This is a genomic window from Ammoniphilus sp. CFH 90114, from assembly GCF_004123195.1.
Lineage (GTDB): Bacteria > Bacillota > Bacilli > Aneurinibacillales > RAOX-1 > YIM-78166.
On record NZ_SDLI01000002.1, the window covers coordinates 233,383 to 256,940 of the forward strand.

Sequence of the window (23,558 nt, forward strand, 5' to 3'; positions counted from 1 at the left end):
CGATTTGGCTTGCCTTCTCTGCTAAGGAATTCGTGTTTTGGATGGTGCTGTTTGCTTTCGGAGGATTAGGGGCCTGTTTTGGACCGGCTCTATTGCTTACCCTCTATTGGAAAGGTGTCAGTAAGGCCGGAGTACTGTTTGGAATGATAACAGGATTAGTTACGGTTATTCTTGTCAAAAAACAACCTGAGTGGACCTTTACCTTCTTGCCTGATGTAAAAGCATTAATGGGAAAAATTCTATTCGGTATTACTTATGAAGCCGTTCCTGGATTCCTTGTTGCTTTGTTAGTAACTGTTGTTGTCAGTTTATTCACGGAAAAGCCAAAGAACGCCGAAGAATTACTCAATAGCATCAAATAAGGATTTAAGAATATAAGGCGTGTCATTATAACCTAAAAAATAGACCTAAAAAGGCAACTGTCACTTCAGTTGCCTTTTTCTCTATTTACATTTGCATAAAGAGTTTCGTTTTAGTTAGGAATAAATAAGAGAGAACGGTGCTTTTTGCCAACCTGTTGTTGCATGTGCGGAAGGATAAGCTGGGTGCGTTTTAAAGTTTAAGTACTGCTTGCCTTAATCGTACAATTCCTTCCGGAATGGATTCGGTCTCTGCTCGGCCATAGGTAAGTCGGATATGACCGGTTGGGGAACCGAGCAAGCTGCCTGGGACAAATATAACCCCATTTCTCAACGACTCTTCGAGCAATCGATATTCGTTAACCTTATTTGCTAGTTTGCACCAAAGATGGATTCCTCCTTCTGGTATCTGAAACGTGAGGTGATCGGGCAGTTCCTCCTGTAAGGCGGAAACCATGATATTTCTTTTTTCGTGAAGTTTCTGTTTTACATGATGCAGATGGGTTTCAAAGGAGTCCGATTGTAAAAATTCATTGGCTAGCCATTGCGGAAGGATACTATGTCCAAAATCAATTTGTTGCTTGGCATCGGAAAGGCGATGGATTACATTTTGCGGTCCCACGATCCATCCAATTCGAAGTCCTGATGCAACCAATTTGGAGAGGGAGCTAACATAGAGCACGGTTCCGTTTTTGTCCATAGATTTGAGTGTAGTCGTGTTCGTCTGTTCCGAAAAGGAAATTAAACTGTAAGGATCATCCTCGATCACCGCTATCCCAAATTCCGCAGCGATATCTAGAACTCTTTTTCGACTTTCCACCGAAAGAAGTGTTCCCGTCGGATTTTGAAAAATGGGGTTGAGAAAAATCATTTTAATCTTGTGCTTCTTATAAAAATGAATAATATCTTCAGGATTGATGCCTTGCTTACGTATTGGTAACTTGAAGGTTTTAAGACCCGCTGATCGGAATGTAGGCAATGAGTGAGCATAAGATGGATCCTCATAGGCCACGGCATCACCTGGATTCAGTAAGCATTGAATTAAAAGGTGAAGAGCTTGTTGGGCCCCGGAAGTAACTAAGATGGACTGGCTTGTGCATTCAATGTTTTTATACTGTTTTAAATGTCTAGCAATTGTGTTACGAAGGTCAAGGTTTCCTTGAGGATGTTCGTACCCTAGGGATTGCCGAAATTGATGATCGCGAAGAATTTCGCGGAAATTATCATAAGGCATCAAGTCATGCGCCAATTCGCCGCTTGCGAAGTTGATCAAATTTCTTTCGTGTACTTCCTCATGAATGTGCTGATACATAGGGAGGTTAGGCAGAAAAGATCCTCGTTCAACATAAAGATCCCAATTTGGGATGCGGGTACGGGTGAGTCCCCATACGTCACTGCTGACTTTCGTGCCGCTTCCCTTGATCCGTTCTACCATGCCATTAGAATAGAGCTCATCGTAGGCGGCAATAATGGTGCCTCTGTTTACATCGAAGCTTTTCGCCAAAGATCTTTCGGAAGGCAAGCTGCTGCCTGGCGGATATTCTCCATAAGCGATTCTTCTTTGAATATAGTCGGCTATTTGTTTGTATATAGGGATATCTCCCTGTTTGTCTGGTTTCCATTCCATTGCATTCACCATATATTTTGATTGAGATTTTAGGTAAAAAAACAGTCAACCAACCTTATCATTAAAAGGTTTATCTAGTTCGTTGTCAAGTGATTCGTAACGATACGGAAATTGGATGGGTCATTTTTAGATGAATTGGATCGGTTATTCGTTTATAGGAAGCATTATAATCAGTTTGTACTTTAATATTGGAGGATAAAACAATGCTATATACGATCGTTATCATTCTAGGTTGCCTTCTAGCGTTGATAGGGACGCTGCAAGTAGCTAAAAATCCAAAAGATAAAAATTATGGAACGGTGAATCGAAGAGTCAGAAACTTAAGTATTATTTATGGGATTGTGACTTTGATCATGTTATTTGGATTCATTCTTTATATATATTTATAGATAAAATAGGTTAATCACATTAGGATACATCGGGTAATATCAGCCCCATCTTCGTTCTCTACCAAATCCCACATACACGCATGCATGCTGCATCAGATTATCGATGACCTAATAACGAAGCCCAATCCCTTTATTGGATTGGGCTTCTTCCATTCCAGCGTAGCGCTTTGTCATATTGCCTTCTAAAATGGTTTAATCGTTCAGTTTTTTGATGAAATCTTTCATCATTCCGGGAACATCTGGCCACGCATGACCAGAATTAAAGGTTTGCCTTAGTGGATAGCACAGGTAAGCCATACTCCCTTTTAGTGTTGATTACTCCATCACATTGGTCAATGGCTGAATATGTACTTGATAGTCCACGTGGATCTTCATGTGTTCCCATTGGCGTAACCATTCTTCTTCACTGATAGGCTTGGAAAAGGGAGAAAGGGTTAGAGTACCGATTTGCAATGGATCCATTTTCTGTTTCTGTAAATTCTTTATTAATGCTGTCGTTTGAGTTTCGAGATAGGATTCTATATCATTATTGAGATCCGCTAATGGATCACGCTGAAGGATATTCCTATCCCCCCGATATTCCTCAATTCTGCCATTGAGCTGGACCTCGATATTAAGCGCAGAATTGTCCTGATTCAACTCCATGTGAACCTTGGATCGAACTTTGCCTAGAGAGACCGATAGGGACGGAATGGGAAGAATTTTCAGGAAGTGGTTGTTGCTAATCAGTTGGAATATATTATCATCCATGTGCAGGATGGATGTAATGAAACGATCGTTCTGGAATAACGCAGTTCCGTCATAGGTGAAATTATGGCTGTTTACTTTGAAAACAGGCAGGATGGGATCGGCATAAGGCGCATACAGCATCTCCTTGTACTGATGAAGATTAATAGCCGTGATTTCTCCTTCTTTTTCATAATGCCTCAACATGCGGTATAGGAAATAATCTAAGTCTGGTTGTTTATCTAGTTGACTTTTAATGTAATCCTCAACATTTCCTTTCACGATCACAAGAAAAAGTCGTTGAGAAATATCAGGATCTGTCAGTATGGTGTTAATGATAGGGGAGATTCCTTTTTTAGCAAGATTTTCTTCAATAAACAGCATTCTCAGTTGTCCAGATTTCAGTTCTCGGTAATAGATTAAGTTAAATTCCTTTCCGCTCTCCTTCAATAAAGTTACTTCTCGGGTCAGAAGACGCTTTTGTTCTTTAATAAGAGGGGGCGCCAGTGTACTGATTTCTAGCTTCCCCTCTTTACCTTCTCGTATGGACCAGAAAATGACGGGAGCGATTTCTTCGATCGTATTGTTCTCGACAAAAGGGGAGCATCCGGTCATCCATATGATGCTGATTAACGCGCCAACCCAAAATATCCGTTTTATCATGCTTAAAAACGCTCCTTCAGTTTGGTGGATCCTAGAAGGAATGCCGGCACCACAAGGTAGGTGAAAGCGCGTGACCAAATTTCGAGGTTCAGAAACAGGTTTTGCTCTTCACCGGATTTCCATAAGCCCTCGTTCACTACGATAGCCGTGACAACCATCACTAGCCAACTAGTCGTGAAGCCGAAGCGAGTTGCTTGTTTATCCCGTGTTCCTAGGACGATTCGGCCAGTGTAATAAAAAAACAACATGTAGAATGAAATCACAAATACTAGAATAAACAAATGAATGGCGATCAAAATGATATCAATCCGTTCAAAAGCCGGTGATTGCAGGTAGCGGATCATATCAACCGCCGGAAACTTGGTTTTGTTCAAGTAAGCAGAGCCAAAGAAGAATAACGCAGCAATAAAAATAAGCAAATATTCCAGTACCGAGATGGCATTCGCAATGGAAAAGTATTTTAGCATCCTTTGCTGCGGTTTTAGCCAAGGAGCCAAAAATACTAGAAATTCTGGACCTGAAAAAGCTGACCAAATAAACAATAGCCCCTTCCAAGAATGATTCGACCACTCCGTTGGTATTAATGGATACAGATTATGAAGAGAAGCTGTCGATGGAAAGAAAAAAGGAGAAAAAAGGATAAGCATCCAAATCGTACTGAAAAATGCAATCATAACAAACCGTATGGTATTTTCCACTCCTTGAGCGGCTACATAGTAACAGACTAAAAAGATGAAAAGAATCAGCCAGTTCGAATTCATTGATGGGAAGATATACTGATATACCACTTCACCTACTCCCAGTAAAAGGGTAGATATTTTTATCAATAGGAGAATCAATACGAGTACAGCAAGAAAACGTACAATTCGTGACCCAAAAAGCTCTACAAATCCCTGAAAACCTTTTTCGGCAAAATGGGAAGCAAACCATTTAGATAAGATGAACAAGTTGATTTGCGATAATAATCCTATAGCCAAGATTCCCCAGATCATATAGGGATCCACTAATTGACCGGGCATGACTAACAAAAAGTAAAGGACTTGCATGCGATTAATGATGAATACTACATAAATGCCGTCAAAGGTAGTGTTTTTATTAAATAAGGATAAGGATGTCACGCGATCATCTCCCTTTTTTGTAGCGCCATTTCTGTAGTGGACGCAAATAGGCAGGTCGAGCCTTCATCCGTATTAAGGGACCGCGGATGAATAGATCATTCCAGTCTTTCCAAAAGAATGGAGCCACAGGTGCCAAATATGGCTGTTTCAGTGAAGTTAGCGCATTGAGATGAGCGAGGACGACAATAGCTCCAAGGCCGATTCCCACAATCCCAAGAACCCACGCAAGAAGAAGAAACACAAACTGGATCAGCACGTTGGATTTGGTCATGAGATAATTCGGAACTAAAAAGAAGGCGATGGCGGAAATCCCCATTAAAACAATTAATATCTTGCTGGCAAAGCCGGCTTCAACGGCTGCTTGTCCGATGACAATACCGGCGATCACCCCTAATGTCTGACTTGTTTTCGTGGGCATTCGCAGACTGGCTTCTTTGATAATTTCTAGAATAATTAGCATCATGAGGGCTTCCCAAAAGGGGGAAAAAGGCAATTTGCTTCTGGTTTCCAATAAAACATAGAGAAGCTGCAGCGGAATCATCTGGTAATGATGAAACGTTAAGGCCACATAAAGCGGTATCAAAATTAATGAGATAAGAAAGCTTCCATATCTTATCAATCGCAAAAAGCTAGCAATTGGCCAACGCAGAAAATAATCCTCAGGAGATTGAAAAAGATGGAAAAAGGTAATGGGTGCAATTAACGCAAAGGGAGTATTGTTAATTAACATCATAATTTTACCCTCTCCTAACGCATAGGCACAGGCATCCGGCCGGTCGGTTTGGAGAAACTGCGGGAATACGCTATGATGATGGTCTTCCATGAAAGCTGCCACTTGAGAGGAATCTAGAAACTGATCGAAATTAACTTCTGATAATTTTCTTCTGGCGATAGAAATGAATTCGGGATTCGTTAATCCCTCAATATACATCAGGACAACCGTTGTTTTACTTAAATACCCCACATTAAACGTTTCCGCTTTAAGTTCTGTCAGTGGCAATCGTCTGCGAATCAAAGTAATATTGTTTTCGATTTGTTCACTGAAACTGTCCTTTGCCCCATAAATGACTGTTTCCGTTCCAGAGGTTTGGATACCGCGGCTCAGCGGATTTTGAAGTTGAATGGACACCCACTGGTTACGGTTGGAATCATGCAAAACAATGGATCCTTGCATCAGCTGCATTTGGGCTTCCTCTAATGTGGTGATAGGGGAGACTTTAGAGGTCTTGATACATTCCTCTATTTTGTCAGAAGTACATTGGCTTAACGGCTCATGAAGGAATTCATTTAATCTCTCCTGGTCAATTAACGTTCTTAAATAAACCAGTGTAACGGGATGCTCTGTATTGGTTAAGTGTTCAATGATCTCAGCGTCATCCATGTTGGCCAAGCTATTCTGCAGGGCATTCAACGTTACGGTTGTTTCTTTTCGTATGCTCTTCCCCTTCTTATTAAACATCATCATTCCTCGCATGAAATTAAAGTTTTTATTTTTAAATATATTAATAGAATTTAACAATCTGTTTTTATTATGATTCGTGCACCTTAGTTTCATCCAAAACCATTTGTTAAATACTGGTCGGTATATTCGTTCATCTTGTTTGCAAGCCGATTACGAAACGGTGAGGAATTGGATGGGTCATTTTTTGATAAATTGGATCGGTAATTGGCTTACAGGAAGCATTATAATCTGTGTGTTACGATCGACAAGCTGGCTAGGTTTGGTTCAAGGATGGAAGGGAGGGGACCATGATGGTGGAAAAGATACTGGAAGATTTAATAGATGAACAACTTAAGCCTATAGTTAAAAAGATTGATGCAGAAGGCTTCTATTCTCGTGAGTTTCTAGTGGCGCTTGGTAAATTGGGTTTTTTTTCCTCTAAGGGCTTTTCGGAAAAAGAAATTGTTCTTCGAGAAATAAAATTAGTTGAGGGAATTGCAAAAGTTTGCATGACGACAGCTTTTAATGTATGGTGTCATCTGGCTGCCTTAACTTTTGTGAGGAATTGCGACAATTCCTATATAAAAAACGAAGTCTTACCATTACTTGAAAACGGAGAACGGCTTGGGGGGACCGGATTGTCGAATGCGATGAAATACTATGCTGGACTCGAGTCCCTTCATTTAAAGGCAACACGTTTGGAAGGTGGATATATCCTTTCCGGCCAGTTGCCTTCCGTGTCTAACTTGGGGCCTGATCACTGCTTTGGAATCATTGCATCGGTCCATAAGGATCAGCGAATCATGGCTTTAGTACCGTGTCATAGCGAAGGATTAAAACGAAAAGAACAGCAGGAGTATTTAGCCTTGAATGGGAGTGCCACGTTTTCTTGCTTATTTGAGGATGTATTCATCCCAAATGAATGGATTATTGCAAAGCATGCGGATGATTATGTACAAAAAATTCGCTCTACCTTTGTCCTCTATCAAATTTCACTAGGATTGGGTGTGACGGAAGCTTCTATTCAGTGCATTCAGAAAGCAGGTAACAAACCAGGTGGCTGTAATGAATATCTAAACGTTCAACCGGATGAATTGATAGCTGAACTAGAGATGCTCCGAGATCAAACGCTTGCCCTGGTGGATGACTCAGATTCGATAACCCAATGGAGAAGGGTTTTGAAGGCTCGTTTAGATATGGTTCATTTGACTTCGAAAGCGGTACATGAAAGCATGCTGCATCAGGGAGGAACGGCCTATCTTCAGCATAGTGATCCTTCCCGGAGATTGCGAGAATCCTATTTTCTGGCGAATCTTACTCCTACTGTAAAACACCTAGGAAAAATGCTTAAAGTGTAACTTTTTATAACCCTTTTGATCGAATTAACGGCTGTTCTCAAAAAGTTGGTTTACCGACCTTTAAGAACAGTCTCTTCGTTATACTAGGAGGAAACAGTATAATAATTCTTTAAACCTTGTAGATCCATGGCAGTATATAGATATTTACTTAATCAATACAAAAAAGTACTTGATGTTGAAAAGAGTATTGTGGTAGTCTAATAAACAGTAACTATTTATGTTACAGATTAAAATGAACTAAAAAGAACACCTAGGTGTATCTTTATTATATGTAAACTGTAATTATTTCTTTTACATTATTTTAGCTTGTATGCACTGAAGGGAGGATAAGGATTAATGAAAGCAGCAAAAGATACTCGTGTTGTGGTAGGGATGTCAGGTGGCGTTGATTCATCGGTTACGGCTTTGTTGCTTAAAGAACAAGGCTATGATGTAATTGGACTTTTCATGAAAAATTGGGATGATACCGATGAGTATGGTCATTGTACCGCGGAATCGGATTATGAAGATGTCTGGAGGGTAGCAGATCAGATTGGAATTCCCTATTATACGGTGAATTTTGAAAGGCAATACTACGATAAAGTGTTTGCTTATTTTCTGGATGAATATAAGAGAGGAAGAACTCCGAATCCGGATGTATTATGCAATCGCGAAATCAAGTTTGGCGATTTTTTGCAGAAAGCGATGGATATCGGAGCAGACTATGTAGCAACTGGACATTATGCTCGCATCGAGAACGTGGATGGTCAATACCGTCTGCTGCGAGGAGTAGATTCCACGAAAGACCAGTCCTATTTTTTGAACGCCTTGGGACAAGAACAGCTTTCGAAAGCGATGTTTCCACTCGGGCATTTGTCCAAACAAGAAGTTCGCAAAATCGCATCCGAAGCAGGCTTATATACAGCGAAGAAGAAAGATAGCACGGGCATTTGTTTTATTGGCGAGAAAAATTTCAAGGGATTTTTAAGCTCCTATTTGCCTGCCAACCCTGGTGACATTCGCACTCTTTCAGGCGAGCTGAAAGGAAGACATGATGGTTTGATGTACTATACGTTAGGCCAGCGACATGGGCTGGGGCTTGGCGGGGACGGTGAACCTTGGTTTGTGGTAGATAAAGATGTCGAACAAAACATTTTGTATGTTGGACAAGGAGCCAACCATCCTGCTTTGTTCTCTCATGGGTTAACGGCGACCGACGTCCATTGGGTGTCCCCTGCGGAAGCAGGATCCGTTTTTACCTGTACGGCAAAATTCCGATACCGTCAACCGGATCAATCCGTAACGGTTTTTGTTCGGGATGAACAAACCGTGGATGTGTTTTTCGATAACCCGCAAAAAGCCGTGACACCTGGACAAGCTGCTGTGTTTTATATGGGAGAAGTTTGTTTAGGGGGAGCAACGATAGACACGGTTCATAAACCCGTCGCTATAGCAAGCGCAGAAAGTGCATAAGAGTGTATGGAGGAGCTATGATGAAACATTTTGAAAAGCACACAGGATATTCACGAATGTTTCAACAAAATCAATTGACTCTGGGGTTATTCTTTCCCTTGGAATCTTACCAGGGTAGTATCCCTTATATGAATATGGAAAAACAAGTGAAATTGGCCAAAAGAGCAGAGGAGTTAGATTTTGCGGCCTTGTTCGTGCGTGATGTTCCTTTATATGATCCGAGTTTTGGGGATGTCGGTCAAATGTTCGATCCATGGGTTTATCTGGGCTATTTGGCGGCTCATACGAAAAATATCGCCTTGGCTACTGGCAGTATTATTTTGACCTTGCGTCATCCTCTTCACGTGGCGAAAGCTGCCGCTTCAATTGACAAGCTATCGGGCGAGCGCCTGGTTCTGGGAGTGGCGACAGGGGATCGTCCCATTGAATTTCCGGCCTTTTCCGTTGATCCCTCAGAGCGATCCGCCTTGTTTCAAGAATCGATACGGATCATGAAAAAAGCTTGGGAGGAAAATGGCCAGCTGATGAATGGGGACATATTGCCCAAGCCGAGTCTATTTGATATCCCTGTACTGATAACGGGTCACAGCTCCCAGACTCCAGAGTGGATTGCCGAAAACAGTGACGGTTGGCTGTACTATCCGCGCAACCTGGATTACCAGTCGGACATGATCAAGCATTGGCGTTCTTTTTCCGATACATTTAAACCATTTAGCCAGTCTTTGTATGTGGATCTGACCGAGGATCCGAATCAGGCTCCTGTCCCGATTCATCTTGGGTTCCGGATCGGTCGCCATCCTCTAATGGAATTCCTGCAAAGGCTCAAACTGGCCGGTGTCAATCACGTGGCGATCAACTTGAAATATGGCCGGCGTCCGGCTGAAGAAGTAATTGAAGAATTAGGCCAGGAAGTCGTTCCTCACTTCCTGACGAGAACTAGGGATTGAACACCTGTATAGCACATGCAAAAGAAGAACCCAGAATATTATTGGGTTCTTTTTTTGACGAATATATCTGCCTTTCATTTCTTTCTGAACTTTCTGCAAAGAGAGACGGATGCGATTATTAAAAGCATTTTCAATCTCTAGCAGAGAACTTGCTTGCCACACAATGAAAGCTGGTATGAACCGTTCCTCATAAACTAGTGAAAAAGAGTAAGTATAGCAATCCCAATGGTACACATACTGAGCAAAAACCATCCATTATCTCGGGTACCTACTTGAATACTAGACCTTTTCACAAGCGTGCTTACCAATAGGTTTACAGGATTTACCGGACTTAATACCGATGATGTGGCCCAAGCAAGCATAATCACCATAGCCAGTATTTCTTTGGTTGTACCTAATAAAATCGGGTCCATTTGGGTGGCAAGGACAGTCACAACAACGACCTGATGGATTCCCATATAAGTTACAATAACCATGGTAACTAGGATAAACAGGGCAAACAGCAAAAATGAAATCTGTGCCAAATCAATCATAAATATACTAAGTCCTTGACCTAAGCTCGTCCCAATAAGAGACTGTCCAAAAAAACCAGCGCTAATATACATAATGATTTCATTGTTCATGATAGGCACAGATTGATCTCGAAAGTCAAGTAGATATTGCCTCAATGCCTTCCATTGATGAGAGAATAAGCACCACACCAGTGGGAAAAGGATGGCTACAAAACTGACTAACACGAGCATGGACCAATGAGTGATCATTTCCGCGATAATCGTTACCGTCATTAAGGAAAAGATAATCACAGCAAGAACCTTTATCCTTTTTCCATGATCAGGAGAGAAGGATTCTTCATCTTGTTGTTCAGATGGCTCAAGCTTTTGCTTTCCTGCCCATAGACTAAACATGAGGTTACCGATGATTAAAAATAAAATGCCTAAGCCGAGCCCATACGGTACATAATCGGTAATGGACACCTGAAGATACAATAGCGTAATAGCAACAGCTGCATAGTAGGGCGACCATAAGATGGTGGTTGAAAAACCAACCAGGTAAGCCTTGGACAAAAAAGTAGAGTTCAATTTTAATTTCTGAGCGAATTCATGAACAATGCGAATAGCACCAATGTTGAGTATGGGTCCTAGAAAGAAGAGAACGGAAGTAATTCCCATAAATAATTTTCTTGGATGATTCTGAAAGTGTTTGAGATATAACAATATGGAATCAAAAAAACCACCCATCTTCAGTGGAATAGATAGCAAGGGAACGAGAACAAGCAAGGTCAACAAGGGAAGGTTGGCCGTAATTCCTTGTACTACTTCTTCCAATCCGTCGCCTTTTAAGACCGTGAAGATGATTCCAGCCAAAAACATCAGGATACTAAAAAATCGGGGAGTCGGTCTTGCAAGCGTAATACTTCCCAAGAAAGCAATAGCTGCAAATAGGGCTAAGATATATTGAAGCACTTGGGAACCAACAAAATATTGAATAAGAAACAGAAAACACATCGCGAGTATAAAATAACTCCTCAACACAACCACCTCTTACTTTAATGTTTTTTGCTGTACACCTAAAAAGCTGTGGCCATATCTTGGGTGTTTTCTTGAGAAAAATACGGTATACAATATACAATAATATTATAGAATAGAACGGTTTTTCGTCAATGAAATTATTTAAGGTTAGCACATTAGCAATGGTGCTTAATAACAGGTTTTTAAAAGCAAAGAGTCTGGTAAATATTAAAGGAGTAATGAGTACTAACGCTAACTGAAAAGGAGATCATATTATGAATGAACCATGGCAGCAAACGGATCCACAAGTAGTTAATGCAGTGCTTCAATCCAAACAATCCATCGTTCAAGTTTATCAAGATGTATTAAAAGGAGCGCAAGCGGTGCTGAATCAAGCTCAAGCAACAGGGAACAAAGATTCAATCATCAATGCTCAAGAACAATTGACCAAGGCTCAGGATCAATTGCAGCTAGCTCAAGTGAGTCTAGCCCAGGCTACAGAATTTTCGCAAGGTTTAAGTCAATAAGGGGAGGTTTTATTATGCCAAACAATTTTCAAAACCCGGAAACCCATGTAGTCGAAAAACCAGCCCGTGCTGCTCTAGGACAAAGCAATACGATCACAGCCCAATCGTCATCGGCGATCTCCGAAGCGCAGACCGCCCTAAATCAAGCGCTCTTCTCCATTACACAACTTGGAGCAGAACAAAACCCCCAAGTTATTCAACAAGTACAGGAACAATTGATTCTCGCAGAGGAAATGTTAGATCAAGCCCACACCAATGCCATTGCCGCGAATATGCCGCCTCAAGAATAACAGCAAAAAGGAGCGATTCCGTTGGACGCTCCTTTTTTGGATTTTCACTTCATTTTTATTAGCTAAAAGGTACAGGCGGTAGATTTAATGTTGTCTGTGTCATTGTACGATCCACTGCAAACTGCTCAGAAATATCATAGGGATGGTACCAACCTTTATCAACCATGTAGGCAGTCATTCGTTCGTGGACCTCGATTTCATACTCCAATTGTTTATTTAATATTAGTCTAACCTCTTCTGTAGCGGCTTCTGTCAGTGCCATGGCATATTGGATAATCCCGGTTTTAGAAGATAGAAGCAAATCCGAGGCGATCACTTGATCGGTTAAGGTGTCCATTCCAGTTAAGTACTCAATTACACTATTCATCTATCTTCGTATACCTCCCACTTATTGGAAATTAGAGTTTGATAACAACCCCTGCAGCTCTTGGATATGCTCCCTTGTCGTTTCAACATCCGTGCGCATGATGGTTTTCAGTTGTTCGTCTGAAACAAGCGCTTGCATTGTGGTTGCTTTGGTGCAGCAAAGATTTCTAAATTGAAGCAATTCATGCAATTCAAGGGTTTCGTGCAAGGCTAATCCCTGTGGATTCATGATCAACACCTCATTCCCAGAATATATTTTTTCTCGTCCATAGCATGATCAATAAAATTCTAAGATATTCTGATCATTATCTTTTCAGTAGTATACTTCGTAACTCAAAGTAAAAAATATAGTTGTTAAAGAATGGGGGTGAAAAGGATGGAACAACCGACTTTGTCCGCACATGAAAGTATGGAGATTCACGAATTGCTCAATTTTAAAACGGTTTGCTTAACCCGATCAAAATTGATGCAAGGTCTGGTTTTTGACAAGGATTTGAAAGCCTTGATGGAAAAGGATGTAAGACAATCCGTTCAGGCTATCCATGATTTGACTACTCTTTATACCCGAATCCATACCCAATAAGGGAGGTGAAAATATGAACAGCGATTTCTTAGATCCAACTAACGCGAAAGGAATGCCTGAATTGGCCGATTCTATGTTTGCCATGGACTTCTTGCTGACCGCAAAAAATGGCGTGAGGAATTGTGCAGTAGCCTTGACGGAAACCATCACCCCAGAAGTCAGATCCATAGTACGCGCCCAATTGGAAGAAGCTCTTGAACTTCATAATGAAATCTCCAAGCTCATGATTGAAAAAGGATGGTTACACTCTTATAACGTGAATGAACAATTTCTGCTAGATATTAAATCTGCTGATACGACGGTGAAAATTGCGGGTATGAAGTTATTTCCTGACCATACATCCCGTCTGGGTATGTTTGCTGATCTAGATCATTAAAACAAGGAGGTGAAGAAAATGAAAGCTGTTACATATCAAGGCATCAAAGATGTAGAAGTGAAAGAGGTCCAGGACCCTAAAATTGAGAAACCAGATGATATGATTATAAGAGTAACTAGCACTGCAATATGCGGTTCTGACCTGCACTTGATCCATGGGATGATTCCTAATTTCCCTCAAGACTTTATCATTGGGCATGAGCCTATGGGCATTGTGGAAGAAGTGGGTCCAGAGGTGACGAAACTAAAAAAAGGGGACCGAGTGATTATTCCTTTTAACATCTCCTGCGGCTCTTGCTGGTATTGCCAGCATCAGTTGGAAAGCCAATGCGATAATTCCAATCCGCATGGCGACATGGGGGCATATTTCGGCTACTCGGAAACGACGGGTGGTTACGCAGGGGGCCAGGCAGAATACCTCCGGGTACCTTACGCAAACTTTACCTCATTTAAAGTTCCTGAAGACTCTGAGCTGGCGGATGAGCAAATTACTCATTTAGCAGATGCCGTTTGTACGGGCTATTGGAGTGCGGACAATGCAGGAGTGAAACCGGGTGATACAGTCATTGTGCTAGGATGCGGTCCTGTGGGATTGATTGCCCAGAAGGCAGCCTGGTTAAAGGGAGCCACAAGAGTCATAGCGGTAGACTATGTGGATTATAGATTAGAACACGCGAAGAAAACCAACCATGTGGAAATTGTTAATTTTGAACATTTTGAAAATACAGGTATGCACTTAAAAGAAATGACCCAAGGTGGAGCCGATGTGGTGATTGATGCGGTGGGTATGGATGGAAAGATGACCCCATTAGAATTTCTTGCTACTGGTTTGAAGCTTCATGGAGGATCATTGAGTCCTATCGTCATAGCTTCCCAGGCCGTGCGTAAAGGTGGAACCATCCAGATCACGGGGGTTTACGGCGGCAGATATAATGGTTTTCCTTTAGGAGATATCTTTCAGCGAAATGTTAATATTCGAACAGGACAAGCTCCTGTCATCCACTATATGCCCTTCCTTTATAATTTAATAGCTCAGGGAAAACTGGACGCGTCAGATGTGTTTACTCATGTTCTTCCATTAAATGAAGCAAAACGCGGGTATGAGTTAATGGATGCAAAACTCGATGGAGCGATTAAGGTTCTCCTTAGGAATTAAAACCTAAAATGACATTGAATGGTTGAAGTTACAAGGGTAAAAGAGGGGAACTTCAAGGGTAGTTTGTTTGAGTCTTTCGGAGGTACTCTCTTTATCTTTGTTGATTAAGGATAATCTCTTTCATCTTTATATGAGAAGAGGACACAAAGTGGAAATCACATATGAATTATTATGGGAAATAAGAGAACTACAAGATAAAATAGTTCTATTAGATATAGAGCGTTGGTCTTTTTATGCGTTTAGGACATGGAATTGGTGGTTATTGGTCGCTTTCTTGATTGTGCCGTGGATGATATGGATGAAATTATTGGATAAACAAAGAGTAATGGAAATTTTACTTTTTGGCATGATCATCATTCTTCTTACTGTTAATCTCGATTCATTAGGAACTCAGTTAGGTTATTGGATGTATCCAGTGAAGTTAATCCCTATTATTCCAAAAGCGTTACCTTTTGATGCCAGTGTCGTCCCTGTAGCCTATATGCTGATATACCAGTATTTTTATAGCTGGAAATCGTACTCATTAGCTTTGGTTGCGATGGCTGTTATCTATGCCTTTGTCGGGGAACCCCTAGCTCATTGGTTAGATCAGGTTCTTTATGTCAAATGGAACTATATATATTCTTTCTTCTATTATCTTTTAACGGGAATAGCAGTGAAGTGGTTGGTTGACAAAGTGGTCCGAGTAGCAAAGGGAGCGAGATCGTAAGATATTCGGCACACGCTGAGGTAAACGATGGAAGTCGCTCTCCCCTGTTTTGTTTGACTTTTTGAATCGATATAACTATAATGGTTACAACGGTGGTGATTCAATTGAGCCAAATAAGCACCCGCTTTTCTATTGCTGTTCATATCCTTTCCGTGATTGCTGTTAGTTCCAATGATTGTACGGGGGACTTTATTGCGGGCAGCGTAAATACGAACCCTGTTATAATTAGAAGAATTATGGCGAAGCTTAAGAAGGCTGGTTTATTGGACGTAAGGGCTGGAGTAGGCGGTGCCTTTTTACTCAAGAGTCCTGAACAAATTACGCTTCTTGATGTTTATCGGGCTGTGAATGCAACGGAAGGGAATCAATTATTTCGTATTCACGAAGAACCCAATATTCTTTGCCCAGTCGGGCGAAATATTGAATCGGTTCTCCAATTCGAATTAAAAGAAGCCCAATCTGCTATGGAGCATAGGTTGGCACAAACAAATTTGAGCCAACTGACCACAAATTTCAAATAAATAAAAGCTCTTTTTAGAGCTATTATTTTATAAACTAGTTGTAACCATTTGTGTTATAACAATAGTTATTACAACAAAAACCTATTGGAGGAATTACAATGAAAATGCTAGTAACAGGTGCAACAGGAAGATTGGGTTCAAAAGTTGTAGAGACCTTATTAAAAACGGTACCAGCAAAACAACTGGCTGTAAGTGTTCGTAACCCAGAGAAAGCGGAAGGATTAAGTGCCCGTGGAGTAGACGTTAGACACGGAGATTTTGACCAGCCGGAAACATTGGATCGTGCTTTTGCAGGTATAGACCGAATATTAATTATATCCGCTGATGGAGACAACGAAACGAGAATTCGACAGCACACCAATGCAGTAACTGCCGCAGCGCGTGCGGAAGTGAAATTTATTGCTTACACAAGCATTGCGAACGCAAAAGAAAGCAAAAACCTTCTTGCTCCGACGCATAAGGCAACAGAAGAAGCTATCTTGAAAACCGGCATTCCTTACTCCTTCTTACGAAACAACTGGTACTTGGAAAATGAGATTTCAGGCATTCAAGGCGTGATGGCTGGAGCACCTTGGGTAACGTCAGCAGAAAATGGTAAAGTAGGCTGGGCGCCGCAACAAGATTATGCAGAGGCAGCAGCAGCTGTATTAGCAGGGAACGGACACGGGAGAACAATCTACGAACTTTCCGGTAAGTTGATGACACAAGAGGAATTAGCATCTGCCTTGGGAAATGTTTTGGGTAAAGAAGTAATTGTACAACAGGTTGATGATGCTACTTATACCGATATTATGAAAAGTGTGGGAGTACCAGAGTTTCTCCTACCTTTCCTTGTGGGTATCCAAGAAAGCATTCGAGAAGGCACTCTTGAAGTTGAGAGTAATGATTTCGAAAAGTTATTGGGTCGCCCAGTTACACCGATAAAGGAAGCACTGACGCAAATCGTGAACGGAATCTCCCAAACTAAATAATGGAACACTACTCGAAACAGTCCTTTTCGTAAATACGAGGTCGGTTTTTAATTCAAAAGTTTCAAAGCTTGTCATGTATTACGCAACTAGAGTCTATAGCGAAGGAAGGCTGCCTCGGCAGTCTTTTCTTTTTTATTGAAGTAAAGGGCAGTTATCTTCGTTAACATTGGACAAAATAATAAATGAAAATTACTGGAGAGGACCTTGTTTTATGTCAGTTGAACGCACTATTTTGATTGTGGCATGGATTTTAACAATTCTTGCCCTTTTATTGTTGGTTCCAAGAGAAAAATTCCGCGAAGTACAGTTAGCATTTCTAATAAAACAGGTGATTACTTGGTCAGGAGCTATGTTTGTGGTTGAGAAGGGGTGGATTCAATTCCCTGTACGTGAACTTTCCTCATATGGTTCGAGTTTTACTTATGATTTTTTTGTACACCCCGCTCTTTGTGCGATTTTTATTGCTCATTACCCTGAAAAAAGGAGCATGCTTAATAAATTAGGGTACTACGCCCTGTTCTGCTCTGGAATGACATTAATAGAGGTAATGGTTGAAAAGAATACCAACTTAATCAAGTACACAGGTTGGACTTGGTATTGGACTTGGATTGGTTTATTCATTACTTTCGTCATATCACGTTTGTATGTCCGTTGGTACTGTAAGTAAATCCACTGATGAAGAATACAATAGGTCTAAATTTCTGTGCTTATTTAACGGGAGTCTATAGTTGAATAACACATTAAAAAACAAAGGTGACCACATATTAGATATGTCTAACATGTGGTCACCTTTAAATTTCGTGAATTTCTTTTAAATTAGGTCTTGATAACCATAGAGGGGGCGGTCTTTTGTGTCTGAAAAACTATGTTACACTGGATAGTTCATTTTGGAATCTACGACAATATCAGCTTCCTCTGATTCTTTAAATCGTTCTGAAAGCACTCTGTCACTAAGATCGGGAATCAATTTAGATATATCTTTAAACCTCTTTGGGCCGCTCATTAATACACGAATAATTAAACCTGTCCATCTCTTGCCGAGTAATTCAAAGGTAGATTCCATTTAAACAACCTCATTTATTATTTTTTAAAAGCAACTTGACATAAGTAAGTGAGACACGGTATGATACTAACATAAAGTAAGTAATAATAAAAAGTTAGTAAATAACAAAAGGTAAATGAAGGGAGAAACAATGATGGATCTTGGTCTATTAATCATTCGCTTAGTTATCGGGGTAACCTTTATGGGACATGGCGCTCAGAAGTTGTTTGGTTGGTTCGGAGGATATGGCCCGAAAGGAACCGGTGGTTGGATGGAATCCATCGGGATAAAACCCGGCGTTCAAATGGCGATCCTCGCTGGATTGAGTGAATTGGTAGGTGGATTGCTTTTTGCTTCCGGTTTGTTAACGCCCGTAGGAGCTTTCCTGATTGCATCTACCATGGTAGTAGCTATTTTGAAAGTTCATGGTCAAAACGGTTATTGGAGTGATAAGGGAGGATTCGAATATCAATTGGTTTTGATTGCGGTGGTTATCGGTGTGGCCCTGATTGGAGCTGGTTCTTATTCTATTGATGCATGGCTATAAGGCATACTATGGTTGAGAACAATATACATGGGAAAAATAAATGAAAACGCAGGAGGCTAACATGATCAAAGTATATCCAGCAGAATCACGTTTTACAGCAAATCACGGATGGTTAAAATCGTCCCACAGTTTTTCATTCGCTGAGTATCATGACCCGAATAACATGAATTTTGGCCCTCTTCGTGTGTTGAATGATGATTTTGTGGCCGCAGGTAATGGGTTTGGATCACATCCTCATCGTGATATGGAGATTGTGTCTATTGTTTTAAAAGGTCAATTGAAGCATGAAGATAGTACGGGCGGTTCAGAGATTCTTAGACCCGGAGAAATCCAAAGAATGACCGCAGGAACAGGGGTGGTTCACTCGGAATTTAACCCATCCAATACGGAAGAGGTCAACTTTTTGCAGCTTTGGTTTCTACCCGAGAAAAGGGGATTAACACCATCTTATGAACAAAAAGCCTATGACCAAAATGCGCTAAAAAATCAATTGCTTCCTATCGTTTCGAATCATTTTAAATCTGAAAGTGTAGCATCTATCCATCAAGATTTGACTCTATATCTGTCAGATTTAGACGCAGGAAATTCACTCACTTTTAACCAAGAGGCAAATCGCAAAATCTTTTTATTTATGATCGAAGGTGATGTGACCTTAAACGAGAAAACCCAACTGAAAAAACGAGATTCAGTAAGAATCACTGATCTTACCGAATTAAAGATCGCTGGCAATTCTAATGCAAAATTGATGTTAATTGACTTACCTTAAATTCATTAGAGAGAACATTAGGAGGAGAAACAAGATGAACACGAATCAACTAGGAGCATTGATTTTAAGAGTAGTGTTAGGAATTACATTCTTCATTCATGGATTTGTCAAATTCCAAGGGGGCATTGGCAACATCGCTGGTTGGTTCGAAAGCATCGGGCTTCCCGGATCTCTTGCCTTTGCGGTTGCAACGATTGAACTTATAGGTGGTTTAGCACTTATTGTCGGGTTGGGAACAAGATTAGTATCCGCGCTGTTGGCAATCATTATGATTGGAGCCACTTTAAAGGTGAAATTAGCGGTTGGATTTTTGGGGAATGGTCAAATGGCTGGATGGGAGCTGGATCTTGCATTCTTAGCTATGGCACTATATTTAGCTTTGAATGGAAGTTACGCTTTATCCCTAGGAAAGACTCTAGGGCTTTCAAAAAGAGAGGAAGTAGCAGCTAAAAGGTAATAATTCCCCTTTCACTTCCTCTTCACAGGGGTATATAACTTCCATTTGAAGGGAATTGTTGGGATTATATATAGCAAACCATTTAAGGAGGCTGGATCATGTCTGTCAAACTTGCAGTTATTTATTACAGTACCACACAGGAACCAACTATCAACTGGCACAATGGGCGGCTTCTGCCGGTGAGGAAGCTGGAGCAGAGGTTAAAATCTTAAAAGTTCCTGAACTTGCCCCTCAATCGGTGATCGAAGGGAATCCCGCTTGGAAAGCTTATGTAGAGGAAACAGCATGTGTCAACACCGTAACACCTAAAGATATCGAATGGGCAGATGCCATCATATTCAGTACCCCGACTCGATTTGGAAATATAGCAGCACAAATGAAACAATTTTTAGGAAAATTAAAGGCACGCAAGGTGTTAGACAGTAATATCTCTGTACAACAAGAAACGAACGCTGGGCTACATGCCTGGCGTTTTATTTTGTAAGCAGGATCGAGACGGAAACACGGAAACGCTTTACTTCCAATGGAAACCAAGTGGTTCCGTTTTTCTATATACCGTTGCTGAAAGTACAAAAAACGATGCCCAAGTCAGCCATTGGGTGGCATTACGCTGCTGTTACCGAGTGTCATGGACTATAATTTAGTTTCCGCCGTAGAAAAGTACGCTGCAATTGCTGCTGAAGACGATCTACTAACAACGGGAAAGGAGCAAGTTTATGTCCATACATAATCATTCAGAGGGAACTTTCTGCGGTAGCATTTAATTCTACTTTAAGGTCCTGGATGGTCTCCAAATCCTGATCTAACTGCTCATATTCTCTCATAGGAAAATCATCCTCTTGATATCATATTCTTCTCGTATAGGGTTAATTGCAAGGGTTATGCCAATTGGGGAATCCCGTATTATCAATAGGCTAGAGGTCAAAGCGGAACGACATTCGGTCCATCTGTCACCACTGCTGTTCCACATGGAATTTTGCTATAATTCTAAAAGTGAAAGTATTGCTTCCAACCAAATCAACTGTCACCTTTGAACCATAACTTGGCATCATTCTTGCTTCTGGTATGAAAGCGTAAGCAAAAAATATATGAGGAGGGTTACGAGTGAGTGATAACAAGGAAAGGATTATTGAAACGGGTCCAGGCATCATGTCCGGGCTTCGGGATTTGCCCAAGCATTTGAACACCAAATCGGTCACAGCAGGTACACTAGCTGCGATCTTTGGTTGTACAGGTCCTGCTCTGATTGTCATGGGGGCAGCAGAGAAGGGGGGGTTTACACCTGAACAGACGATTTCGTGGCTATTTTCCATTTACTTTTTCGGTGGCCTGTTTAGTATCATTATGGCGTTAAGGTTTAAGACCCCCATTAATGGCGCGTATTCCATCCCCGGGGCTGTTCTCATGGCGACCGCTCTTCTTACCTTCAATATCCATGAAGCGTCCGGGGCTTATATGATGGCAGGGATCCTGGTGTTCATCTTGGGGATCTCGGGTACGATCGGGAAAATCATGAAATGGATTCCTTTGCCGATCATCATGGGAATGATTGCGGGAGCGATGTTTCGATTCGCGCTGAGTATCGTCGACTCTATTCAGGCCGCTCCCTTTATCGCGGGAGCAACGGTGATTTCGTTCTTGATCTTTTACCGTTTATGGAAGCGTTTTCCGCCTATTCTCGGAGCATTGGGCGTCGGAGTGCTCGTGGCTTGGATCACAGGGCAAATCCAGGTTCAATCGATGGATATCGGTTTGGCTCTTCCGCAATTTGTGGCCCCTGTATTCACCCTGGATGCCTTCTTATCGATTGCGCTTCCCCTAGCCGTCCTCGTCATTGGGGCAGAAAATGCCCAAGCGACAGGCGTATTGCTATCCCAAGGCTATAGGGCGCCTGTCAATTACATGACCACGATTTCGGGGATCGGGGGGATGGTAACGTCCCTGTTTGGAGGCCACAATGCGAACATCGCAGGTCCAATGACCGCCCTTTGTTCATCTGAATTGGCAGGAGACAAGAAAGAAGGGCGCTACGCGGCAACCGTCGTGGATGGTGTTCTGTTCGCCGGATTCGGGTTGATCGCGGGGATTGCGGTGCCGGTTCTTCTGGCTCTGCCCCGAACGCTGATTTCAACCGTAGCTGGCCTTGCGATGCTGGCGGTATTAATCTCGGTTTTCCAAGGCGCTTTCTCAGGGAAGAAGTTTCAGTTCGGTGCTTTTGCCGCATTTGTCGTGGCCATGTCCGGGATTACCATCTTTAAGATCAGCGCGCCATTCTGGGCGTTGATCATTGGAGTCGCAGTCTCCTACATCGTGGAACAAAACCATTTCAGTCTGAAAAAAAACGATGCGCCTCTGGAGAATGAAGATAAAATCGTGGTGAATCACTAAGGAAACGAAGAGGGTACCCGAAAAGGCTGTTAAGACCTCCTTCTGGGGTACCCTTTTTTTCTAAGCTTGACCATGAAGTGGAATAATAGTCCGTCCCATCTGCTTAGAAAGGGACGGACTGTTGCACGATACAATGGAAATGCCCTCTTTCCATTAGCACTACATTCTTTCCAATTTTTATGAGCAAAAGTTATGAATTTTCCATCTTAATATAATGTTGTCTATATTCCAAACCCATTACATGACACTTTTCTTTGTGCTTATTTCCAATTGTACAGGTTGCGGTCTTTTTCTAGTTGTTAGGAACACGCCATAGGCTACGAACAGACCGCCTATCACCTGGCTTAGGGTGATCCATTCCCGCAAAACGATGGTAGAAACAAGAGCGGTGATGACGGGAACTAGATAGAGATACATGGAAGCAGTATTGGTTCCTAGGGCATTCATGCCGTAATTCCACCATAAGAAGGCGAGCACCGAAGCGCTAATGGCTAAATAGATGATCCCGCTTACCATTTCCCACGTCATTCCGGTCACTGGATGCTCGATGATCGTCCAAAGGAAGGCTGGCACTAACAGCACCACTCCGATGAGGCTGGTAATCGAGATGGTCGTAAGCAGGGGGAACAGCTGCATGAGCTCCTTTGACAAAATGGAATAGGCAGCCCAGGCCAGTACGGCACCTACCATAATCAGATCTCCCGTATTGAAATCAAGGGAAAGCAGGGCTTCTAATTTTCCTTGGGAAAGGACGATGCACACCCCTGCGGTGGCCAAAACCATACCGAGTACTTGGATTCTATGAAGGACCTCCTTTCGGAAAATATAATAGAAACAAGCGATCAGAATGGGGGTGGCCGTATTGATGAGCATGGTGTTGGTTGGACTGGTGAACTTGACGGCAATATAGGTGCAGGTCTGAAATAGGGTGACCCCAAACAGGGCGGTGAAGAAAAAGAGCTTCCAGTGCGCCAGGACCTTCCTAAAATCGATCTTCTCTCTCCATAGGGTCAATGGGATGAGGATTAGGAGAGCAGTTAACCATCGAAGGGTAGATAGGGCAACGGGATGAAGTGATTCATTCAGTATTTTTCCAATGACAGGGTTTACGCCCCAACAAATACAGGCACCTAACAATAGTAGGTGTGGCATTATAACTTTTTTCATTCTGGTCTGTCCTCCTTTTAAATATAATTGATGCAATACTAATGCCAAATACAAACCAAAACAGTAGAGAAGGAGAGTTGAGAAAAGGGAATAGCACATTTAATA

General features: G+C 41.7%; 26 protein-coding genes and 2 pseudogenes. 19 read left to right on the plus strand and 9 right to left on the minus strand.

Features of this window, described 5'->3' with window-relative positions:
- Window positions 1–2 precede the first annotated feature (2 nt).
- The gene (locus EIZ39_RS05820; protein WP_129198417.1) at window positions 3–362 is read left to right on the plus strand and encodes a sodium:solute symporter family transporter; all 360 of its coding nucleotides are present in this window, start codon (window positions 3–5) and stop codon (window positions 360–362) included.
- 190 nt (window positions 363–552) lie between these two features.
- Here EIZ39_RS05820 and pdxR read toward each other — a convergent pair whose 3' ends face one another.
- Window positions 553–1,986, minus strand: a complete 1,434-nt coding sequence (gene pdxR, locus EIZ39_RS05825; RefSeq protein WP_129198419.1) for a MocR-like pyridoxine biosynthesis transcription factor PdxR — start codon at window positions 1,984–1,986, stop codon at window positions 553–555.
- A 203-nt stretch (window positions 1,987–2,189) separates the two neighbouring features.
- On the opposite strand from pdxR, the gene EIZ39_RS05830 reads away from it, so the two are divergent.
- Window positions 2,190–2,375 (plus strand): hypothetical protein, encoded by a 186-nt coding sequence (locus EIZ39_RS05830; RefSeq protein WP_129198421.1) that lies wholly within the window; start codon window positions 2,190–2,192, stop codon window positions 2,373–2,375.
- Between the two features lie 315 nt (window positions 2,376–2,690).
- On the opposite strand, the gene EIZ39_RS05835 is transcribed toward EIZ39_RS05830, so the two are convergent.
- The 3 genes from EIZ39_RS05835 to EIZ39_RS05845 are packed head-to-tail and all read right to left on the minus strand — an operon-like array spanning window position 2,691 to window position 6,344.
- Window positions 2,691–3,764, minus strand: a complete 1,074-nt coding sequence (locus EIZ39_RS05835; protein WP_129198423.1) for a Ger(x)C family spore germination protein — start codon at window positions 3,762–3,764, stop codon at window positions 2,691–2,693.
- A 2-nt stretch (window positions 3,765–3,766) separates the two neighbouring features.
- On the minus strand, window positions 3,767–4,882 hold the full coding sequence (locus EIZ39_RS05840) for a GerAB/ArcD/ProY family transporter (RefSeq protein WP_129198425.1): 1,116 nt from the start codon (window positions 4,880–4,882) through the stop codon (window positions 3,767–3,769).
- A gap of 4 nt (window positions 4,883–4,886) precedes the next feature.
- Window positions 4,887–6,344, minus strand: coding sequence for a spore germination protein (locus EIZ39_RS05845; RefSeq protein WP_205668525.1), 1,458 nt, complete (start codon window positions 6,342–6,344; stop codon window positions 4,887–4,889).
- Between the two features lie 287 nt (window positions 6,345–6,631).
- Between EIZ39_RS05845 and EIZ39_RS05850 the strand changes: the two genes are divergently transcribed.
- The 3 genes from EIZ39_RS05850 (at window position 6,632) to EIZ39_RS05860 (ending at window position 10,080) form a co-directional block, all read left to right on the plus strand.
- On the plus strand, window positions 6,632–7,681 hold the full coding sequence (locus tag EIZ39_RS05850) for an acyl-CoA dehydrogenase family protein (protein WP_129198427.1): 1,050 nt from the start codon (window positions 6,632–6,634) through the stop codon (window positions 7,679–7,681).
- A gap of 336 nt (window positions 7,682–8,017) precedes the next feature.
- Complete coding sequence (mnmA, locus tag EIZ39_RS05855; protein ID WP_129198429.1) at window positions 8,018–9,133, plus strand: tRNA 2-thiouridine(34) synthase MnmA; 1,116 nt, start codon at window positions 8,018–8,020, stop codon at window positions 9,131–9,133.
- A 20-nt stretch (window positions 9,134–9,153) separates the two neighbouring features.
- Window positions 9,154–10,080 (plus strand): LLM class oxidoreductase, encoded by a 927-nt coding sequence (locus EIZ39_RS05860; protein WP_129199130.1) that lies wholly within the window; start codon window positions 9,154–9,156, stop codon window positions 10,078–10,080.
- A gap of 194 nt (window positions 10,081–10,274) precedes the next feature.
- On the opposite strand, the gene EIZ39_RS05865 is transcribed toward EIZ39_RS05860, so the two are convergent.
- Entirely contained in the window at window positions 10,275–11,609 is a 1,335-nt protein-coding gene (locus EIZ39_RS05865) for a hypothetical protein (protein ID WP_129198431.1), read from the minus strand.
- Between the two features lie 254 nt (window positions 11,610–11,863).
- Between EIZ39_RS05865 and EIZ39_RS05870 the strand changes: the two genes are divergently transcribed.
- Together EIZ39_RS05870 and EIZ39_RS05875 are read left to right on the plus strand one after the other, a co-directional pair.
- Entirely contained in the window at window positions 11,864–12,115 is a 252-nt protein-coding gene (locus EIZ39_RS05870) for a hypothetical protein (protein ID WP_129198433.1), read from the plus strand.
- Window positions 12,116–12,129: 14 nt separating this feature from the next.
- Entirely contained in the window at window positions 12,130–12,405 is a 276-nt protein-coding gene (locus EIZ39_RS05875) for a hypothetical protein (protein ID WP_129198435.1), read from the plus strand.
- A 58-nt stretch (window positions 12,406–12,463) separates the two neighbouring features.
- Here EIZ39_RS05875 and EIZ39_RS05880 read toward each other — a convergent pair whose 3' ends face one another.
- Together EIZ39_RS05880 and EIZ39_RS05885 are read right to left on the minus strand one after the other, a co-directional pair.
- A complete protein-coding gene (locus EIZ39_RS05880) occupies window positions 12,464–12,772 on the minus strand; it encodes a spore coat protein (protein WP_129198437.1) in 309 nt (102 codons plus the stop codon).
- Between the two features lie 21 nt (window positions 12,773–12,793).
- Complete coding sequence (locus EIZ39_RS05885) at window positions 12,794–13,000, minus strand: hypothetical protein (RefSeq protein ID WP_129198439.1); 207 nt, start codon at window positions 12,998–13,000, stop codon at window positions 12,794–12,796.
- Between the two features lie 147 nt (window positions 13,001–13,147).
- On the opposite strand from EIZ39_RS05885, the gene EIZ39_RS05890 reads away from it, so the two are divergent.
- From EIZ39_RS05890 to EIZ39_RS05920, 7 genes are all read left to right on the plus strand, one after another.
- On the plus strand, window positions 13,148–13,354 hold the full coding sequence (locus EIZ39_RS05890) for a spore coat protein (RefSeq protein ID WP_129198441.1): 207 nt from the start codon (window positions 13,148–13,150) through the stop codon (window positions 13,352–13,354).
- Between the two features lie 13 nt (window positions 13,355–13,367).
- The gene (locus tag EIZ39_RS05895) at window positions 13,368–13,730 is read left to right on the plus strand and encodes a spore coat protein (RefSeq protein WP_129198443.1); all 363 of its coding nucleotides are present in this window, start codon (window positions 13,368–13,370) and stop codon (window positions 13,728–13,730) included.
- Window positions 13,731–13,748: 18 nt separating this feature from the next.
- The gene (locus EIZ39_RS05900) at window positions 13,749–14,885 is read left to right on the plus strand and encodes a zinc-dependent alcohol dehydrogenase (RefSeq protein ID WP_129198445.1); all 1,137 of its coding nucleotides are present in this window, start codon (window positions 13,749–13,751) and stop codon (window positions 14,883–14,885) included.
- A gap of 148 nt (window positions 14,886–15,033) precedes the next feature.
- Window positions 15,034–15,594: a CBO0543 family protein gene (locus EIZ39_RS05905; protein ID WP_129198447.1), complete on the plus strand. Its 561-nt coding sequence runs from the start codon at window positions 15,034–15,036 to the stop codon at window positions 15,592–15,594.
- A 104-nt stretch (window positions 15,595–15,698) separates the two neighbouring features.
- The gene (locus EIZ39_RS05910; RefSeq protein ID WP_129198449.1) at window positions 15,699–16,115 is read left to right on the plus strand and encodes an Rrf2 family transcriptional regulator; all 417 of its coding nucleotides are present in this window, start codon (window positions 15,699–15,701) and stop codon (window positions 16,113–16,115) included.
- Window positions 16,116–16,213: 98 nt separating this feature from the next.
- Window positions 16,214–17,086: an SDR family oxidoreductase gene (locus EIZ39_RS05915; RefSeq protein WP_129198451.1), complete on the plus strand. Its 873-nt coding sequence runs from the start codon at window positions 16,214–16,216 to the stop codon at window positions 17,084–17,086.
- Between the two features lie 211 nt (window positions 17,087–17,297).
- Window positions 17,298–17,753: a CBO0543 family protein gene (locus tag EIZ39_RS05920; RefSeq protein ID WP_129198453.1), complete on the plus strand. Its 456-nt coding sequence runs from the start codon at window positions 17,298–17,300 to the stop codon at window positions 17,751–17,753.
- Between the two features lie 228 nt (window positions 17,754–17,981).
- Here EIZ39_RS05920 and EIZ39_RS05925 read toward each other — a convergent pair.
- Window positions 17,982–18,149, minus strand: a pseudogene (locus EIZ39_RS05925) (winged helix-turn-helix transcriptional regulator); the annotation flags it as partial.
- 130 nt (window positions 18,150–18,279) lie between these two features.
- On the opposite strand from EIZ39_RS05925, the gene EIZ39_RS05930 reads away from it, so the two are divergent.
- The 5 genes and pseudogenes from EIZ39_RS05930 to EIZ39_RS05950 all read left to right on the plus strand — a co-directional run bounded on the left by EIZ39_RS05930 (window position 18,280) and on the right by EIZ39_RS05950 (window position 22,286).
- On the plus strand, window positions 18,280–18,675 hold the full coding sequence (locus EIZ39_RS05930) for a DoxX family protein (protein ID WP_129198457.1): 396 nt from the start codon (window positions 18,280–18,282) through the stop codon (window positions 18,673–18,675).
- A 61-nt stretch (window positions 18,676–18,736) separates the two neighbouring features.
- Window positions 18,737–19,441: a pirin family protein gene (locus EIZ39_RS05935; protein ID WP_129198459.1), complete on the plus strand. Its 705-nt coding sequence runs from the start codon at window positions 18,737–18,739 to the stop codon at window positions 19,439–19,441.
- A 34-nt stretch (window positions 19,442–19,475) separates the two neighbouring features.
- Window positions 19,476–19,898: a DoxX family protein gene (locus EIZ39_RS05940; RefSeq protein ID WP_129198461.1), complete on the plus strand. Its 423-nt coding sequence runs from the start codon at window positions 19,476–19,478 to the stop codon at window positions 19,896–19,898.
- Between the two features lie 95 nt (window positions 19,899–19,993).
- Window positions 19,994–20,289 (plus strand): annotated as a pseudogene (locus tag EIZ39_RS05945) (NAD(P)H-dependent oxidoreductase); the annotation flags it as partial.
- Between the two features lie 713 nt (window positions 20,290–21,002).
- Window positions 21,003–22,286 (plus strand): benzoate/H(+) symporter BenE family transporter, encoded by a 1,284-nt coding sequence (locus EIZ39_RS05950; RefSeq protein WP_205668516.1) that lies wholly within the window; start codon window positions 21,003–21,005, stop codon window positions 22,284–22,286.
- 237 nt (window positions 22,287–22,523) lie between these two features.
- Here the strand turns inward: EIZ39_RS05950 and EIZ39_RS05955 are convergent, their stop codons facing one another.
- On the minus strand, window positions 22,524–23,453 hold the full coding sequence (locus EIZ39_RS05955; RefSeq protein ID WP_164984926.1) for a DMT family transporter: 930 nt from the start codon (window positions 23,451–23,453) through the stop codon (window positions 22,524–22,526).
- Window positions 23,454–23,558: the final 105 nt, after the last annotated feature.

Excerpts from the sequence above, each read along its gene's own strand:
- pdxR (WP_129198419.1), bottom strand. The coding sequence starts at position 1,986 with ATGGAATGGAAACCAGACAAACAGGGAGATATCCCTATATACAAACAA.
- EIZ39_RS05830 (WP_129198421.1), top strand. The coding sequence starts at position 2,190 with ATGCTATATACGATCGTTATCATTCTAGGTTGCCTTCTAGCGTTGATA.
- EIZ39_RS05835 (WP_129198423.1), bottom strand. The coding sequence starts at position 3,764 with ATGATAAAACGGATATTTTGGGTTGGCGCGTTAATCAGCATCATATGG.
- EIZ39_RS05845 (WP_205668525.1), bottom strand. The coding sequence starts at position 6,344 with ATGATGTTTAATAAGAAGGGGAAGAGCATACGAAAAGAAACAACCGTA.
- EIZ39_RS05850 (WP_129198427.1), top strand. The coding sequence starts at position 6,632 with ATGATGGTGGAAAAGATACTGGAAGATTTAATAGATGAACAACTTAAG.
- mnmA (WP_129198429.1), top strand. The coding sequence starts at position 8,018 with ATGAAAGCAGCAAAAGATACTCGTGTTGTGGTAGGGATGTCAGGTGGC.
- EIZ39_RS05860 (WP_129199130.1), top strand. The coding sequence starts at position 9,154 with ATGAAACATTTTGAAAAGCACACAGGATATTCACGAATGTTTCAACAA.
- EIZ39_RS05870 (WP_129198433.1), top strand. The coding sequence starts at position 11,864 with ATGAATGAACCATGGCAGCAAACGGATCCACAAGTAGTTAATGCAGTG.
- EIZ39_RS05875 (WP_129198435.1), top strand. The coding sequence starts at position 12,130 with ATGCCAAACAATTTTCAAAACCCGGAAACCCATGTAGTCGAAAAACCA.
- EIZ39_RS05880 (WP_129198437.1), bottom strand. The coding sequence starts at position 12,772 with ATGAATAGTGTAATTGAGTACTTAACTGGAATGGACACCTTAACCGAT.
- EIZ39_RS05885 (WP_129198439.1), bottom strand. The coding sequence starts at position 13,000 with ATGAATCCACAGGGATTAGCCTTGCACGAAACCCTTGAATTGCATGAA.
- EIZ39_RS05890 (WP_129198441.1), top strand. The coding sequence starts at position 13,148 with ATGGAACAACCGACTTTGTCCGCACATGAAAGTATGGAGATTCACGAA.
- EIZ39_RS05895 (WP_129198443.1), top strand. The coding sequence starts at position 13,368 with ATGAACAGCGATTTCTTAGATCCAACTAACGCGAAAGGAATGCCTGAA.
- EIZ39_RS05900 (WP_129198445.1), top strand. The coding sequence starts at position 13,749 with ATGAAAGCTGTTACATATCAAGGCATCAAAGATGTAGAAGTGAAAGAG.
- EIZ39_RS05915 (WP_129198451.1), top strand. The coding sequence starts at position 16,214 with ATGAAAATGCTAGTAACAGGTGCAACAGGAAGATTGGGTTCAAAAGTT.
- EIZ39_RS05920 (WP_129198453.1), top strand. The coding sequence starts at position 17,298 with ATGTCAGTTGAACGCACTATTTTGATTGTGGCATGGATTTTAACAATT.
- EIZ39_RS05930 (WP_129198457.1), top strand. The coding sequence starts at position 18,280 with ATGATGGATCTTGGTCTATTAATCATTCGCTTAGTTATCGGGGTAACC.
- EIZ39_RS05935 (WP_129198459.1), top strand. The coding sequence starts at position 18,737 with ATGATCAAAGTATATCCAGCAGAATCACGTTTTACAGCAAATCACGGA.
- EIZ39_RS05940 (WP_129198461.1), top strand. The coding sequence starts at position 19,476 with ATGAACACGAATCAACTAGGAGCATTGATTTTAAGAGTAGTGTTAGGA.
- EIZ39_RS05955 (WP_164984926.1), bottom strand. The coding sequence starts at position 23,453 with ATGAAAAAAGTTATAATGCCACACCTACTATTGTTAGGTGCCTGTATT.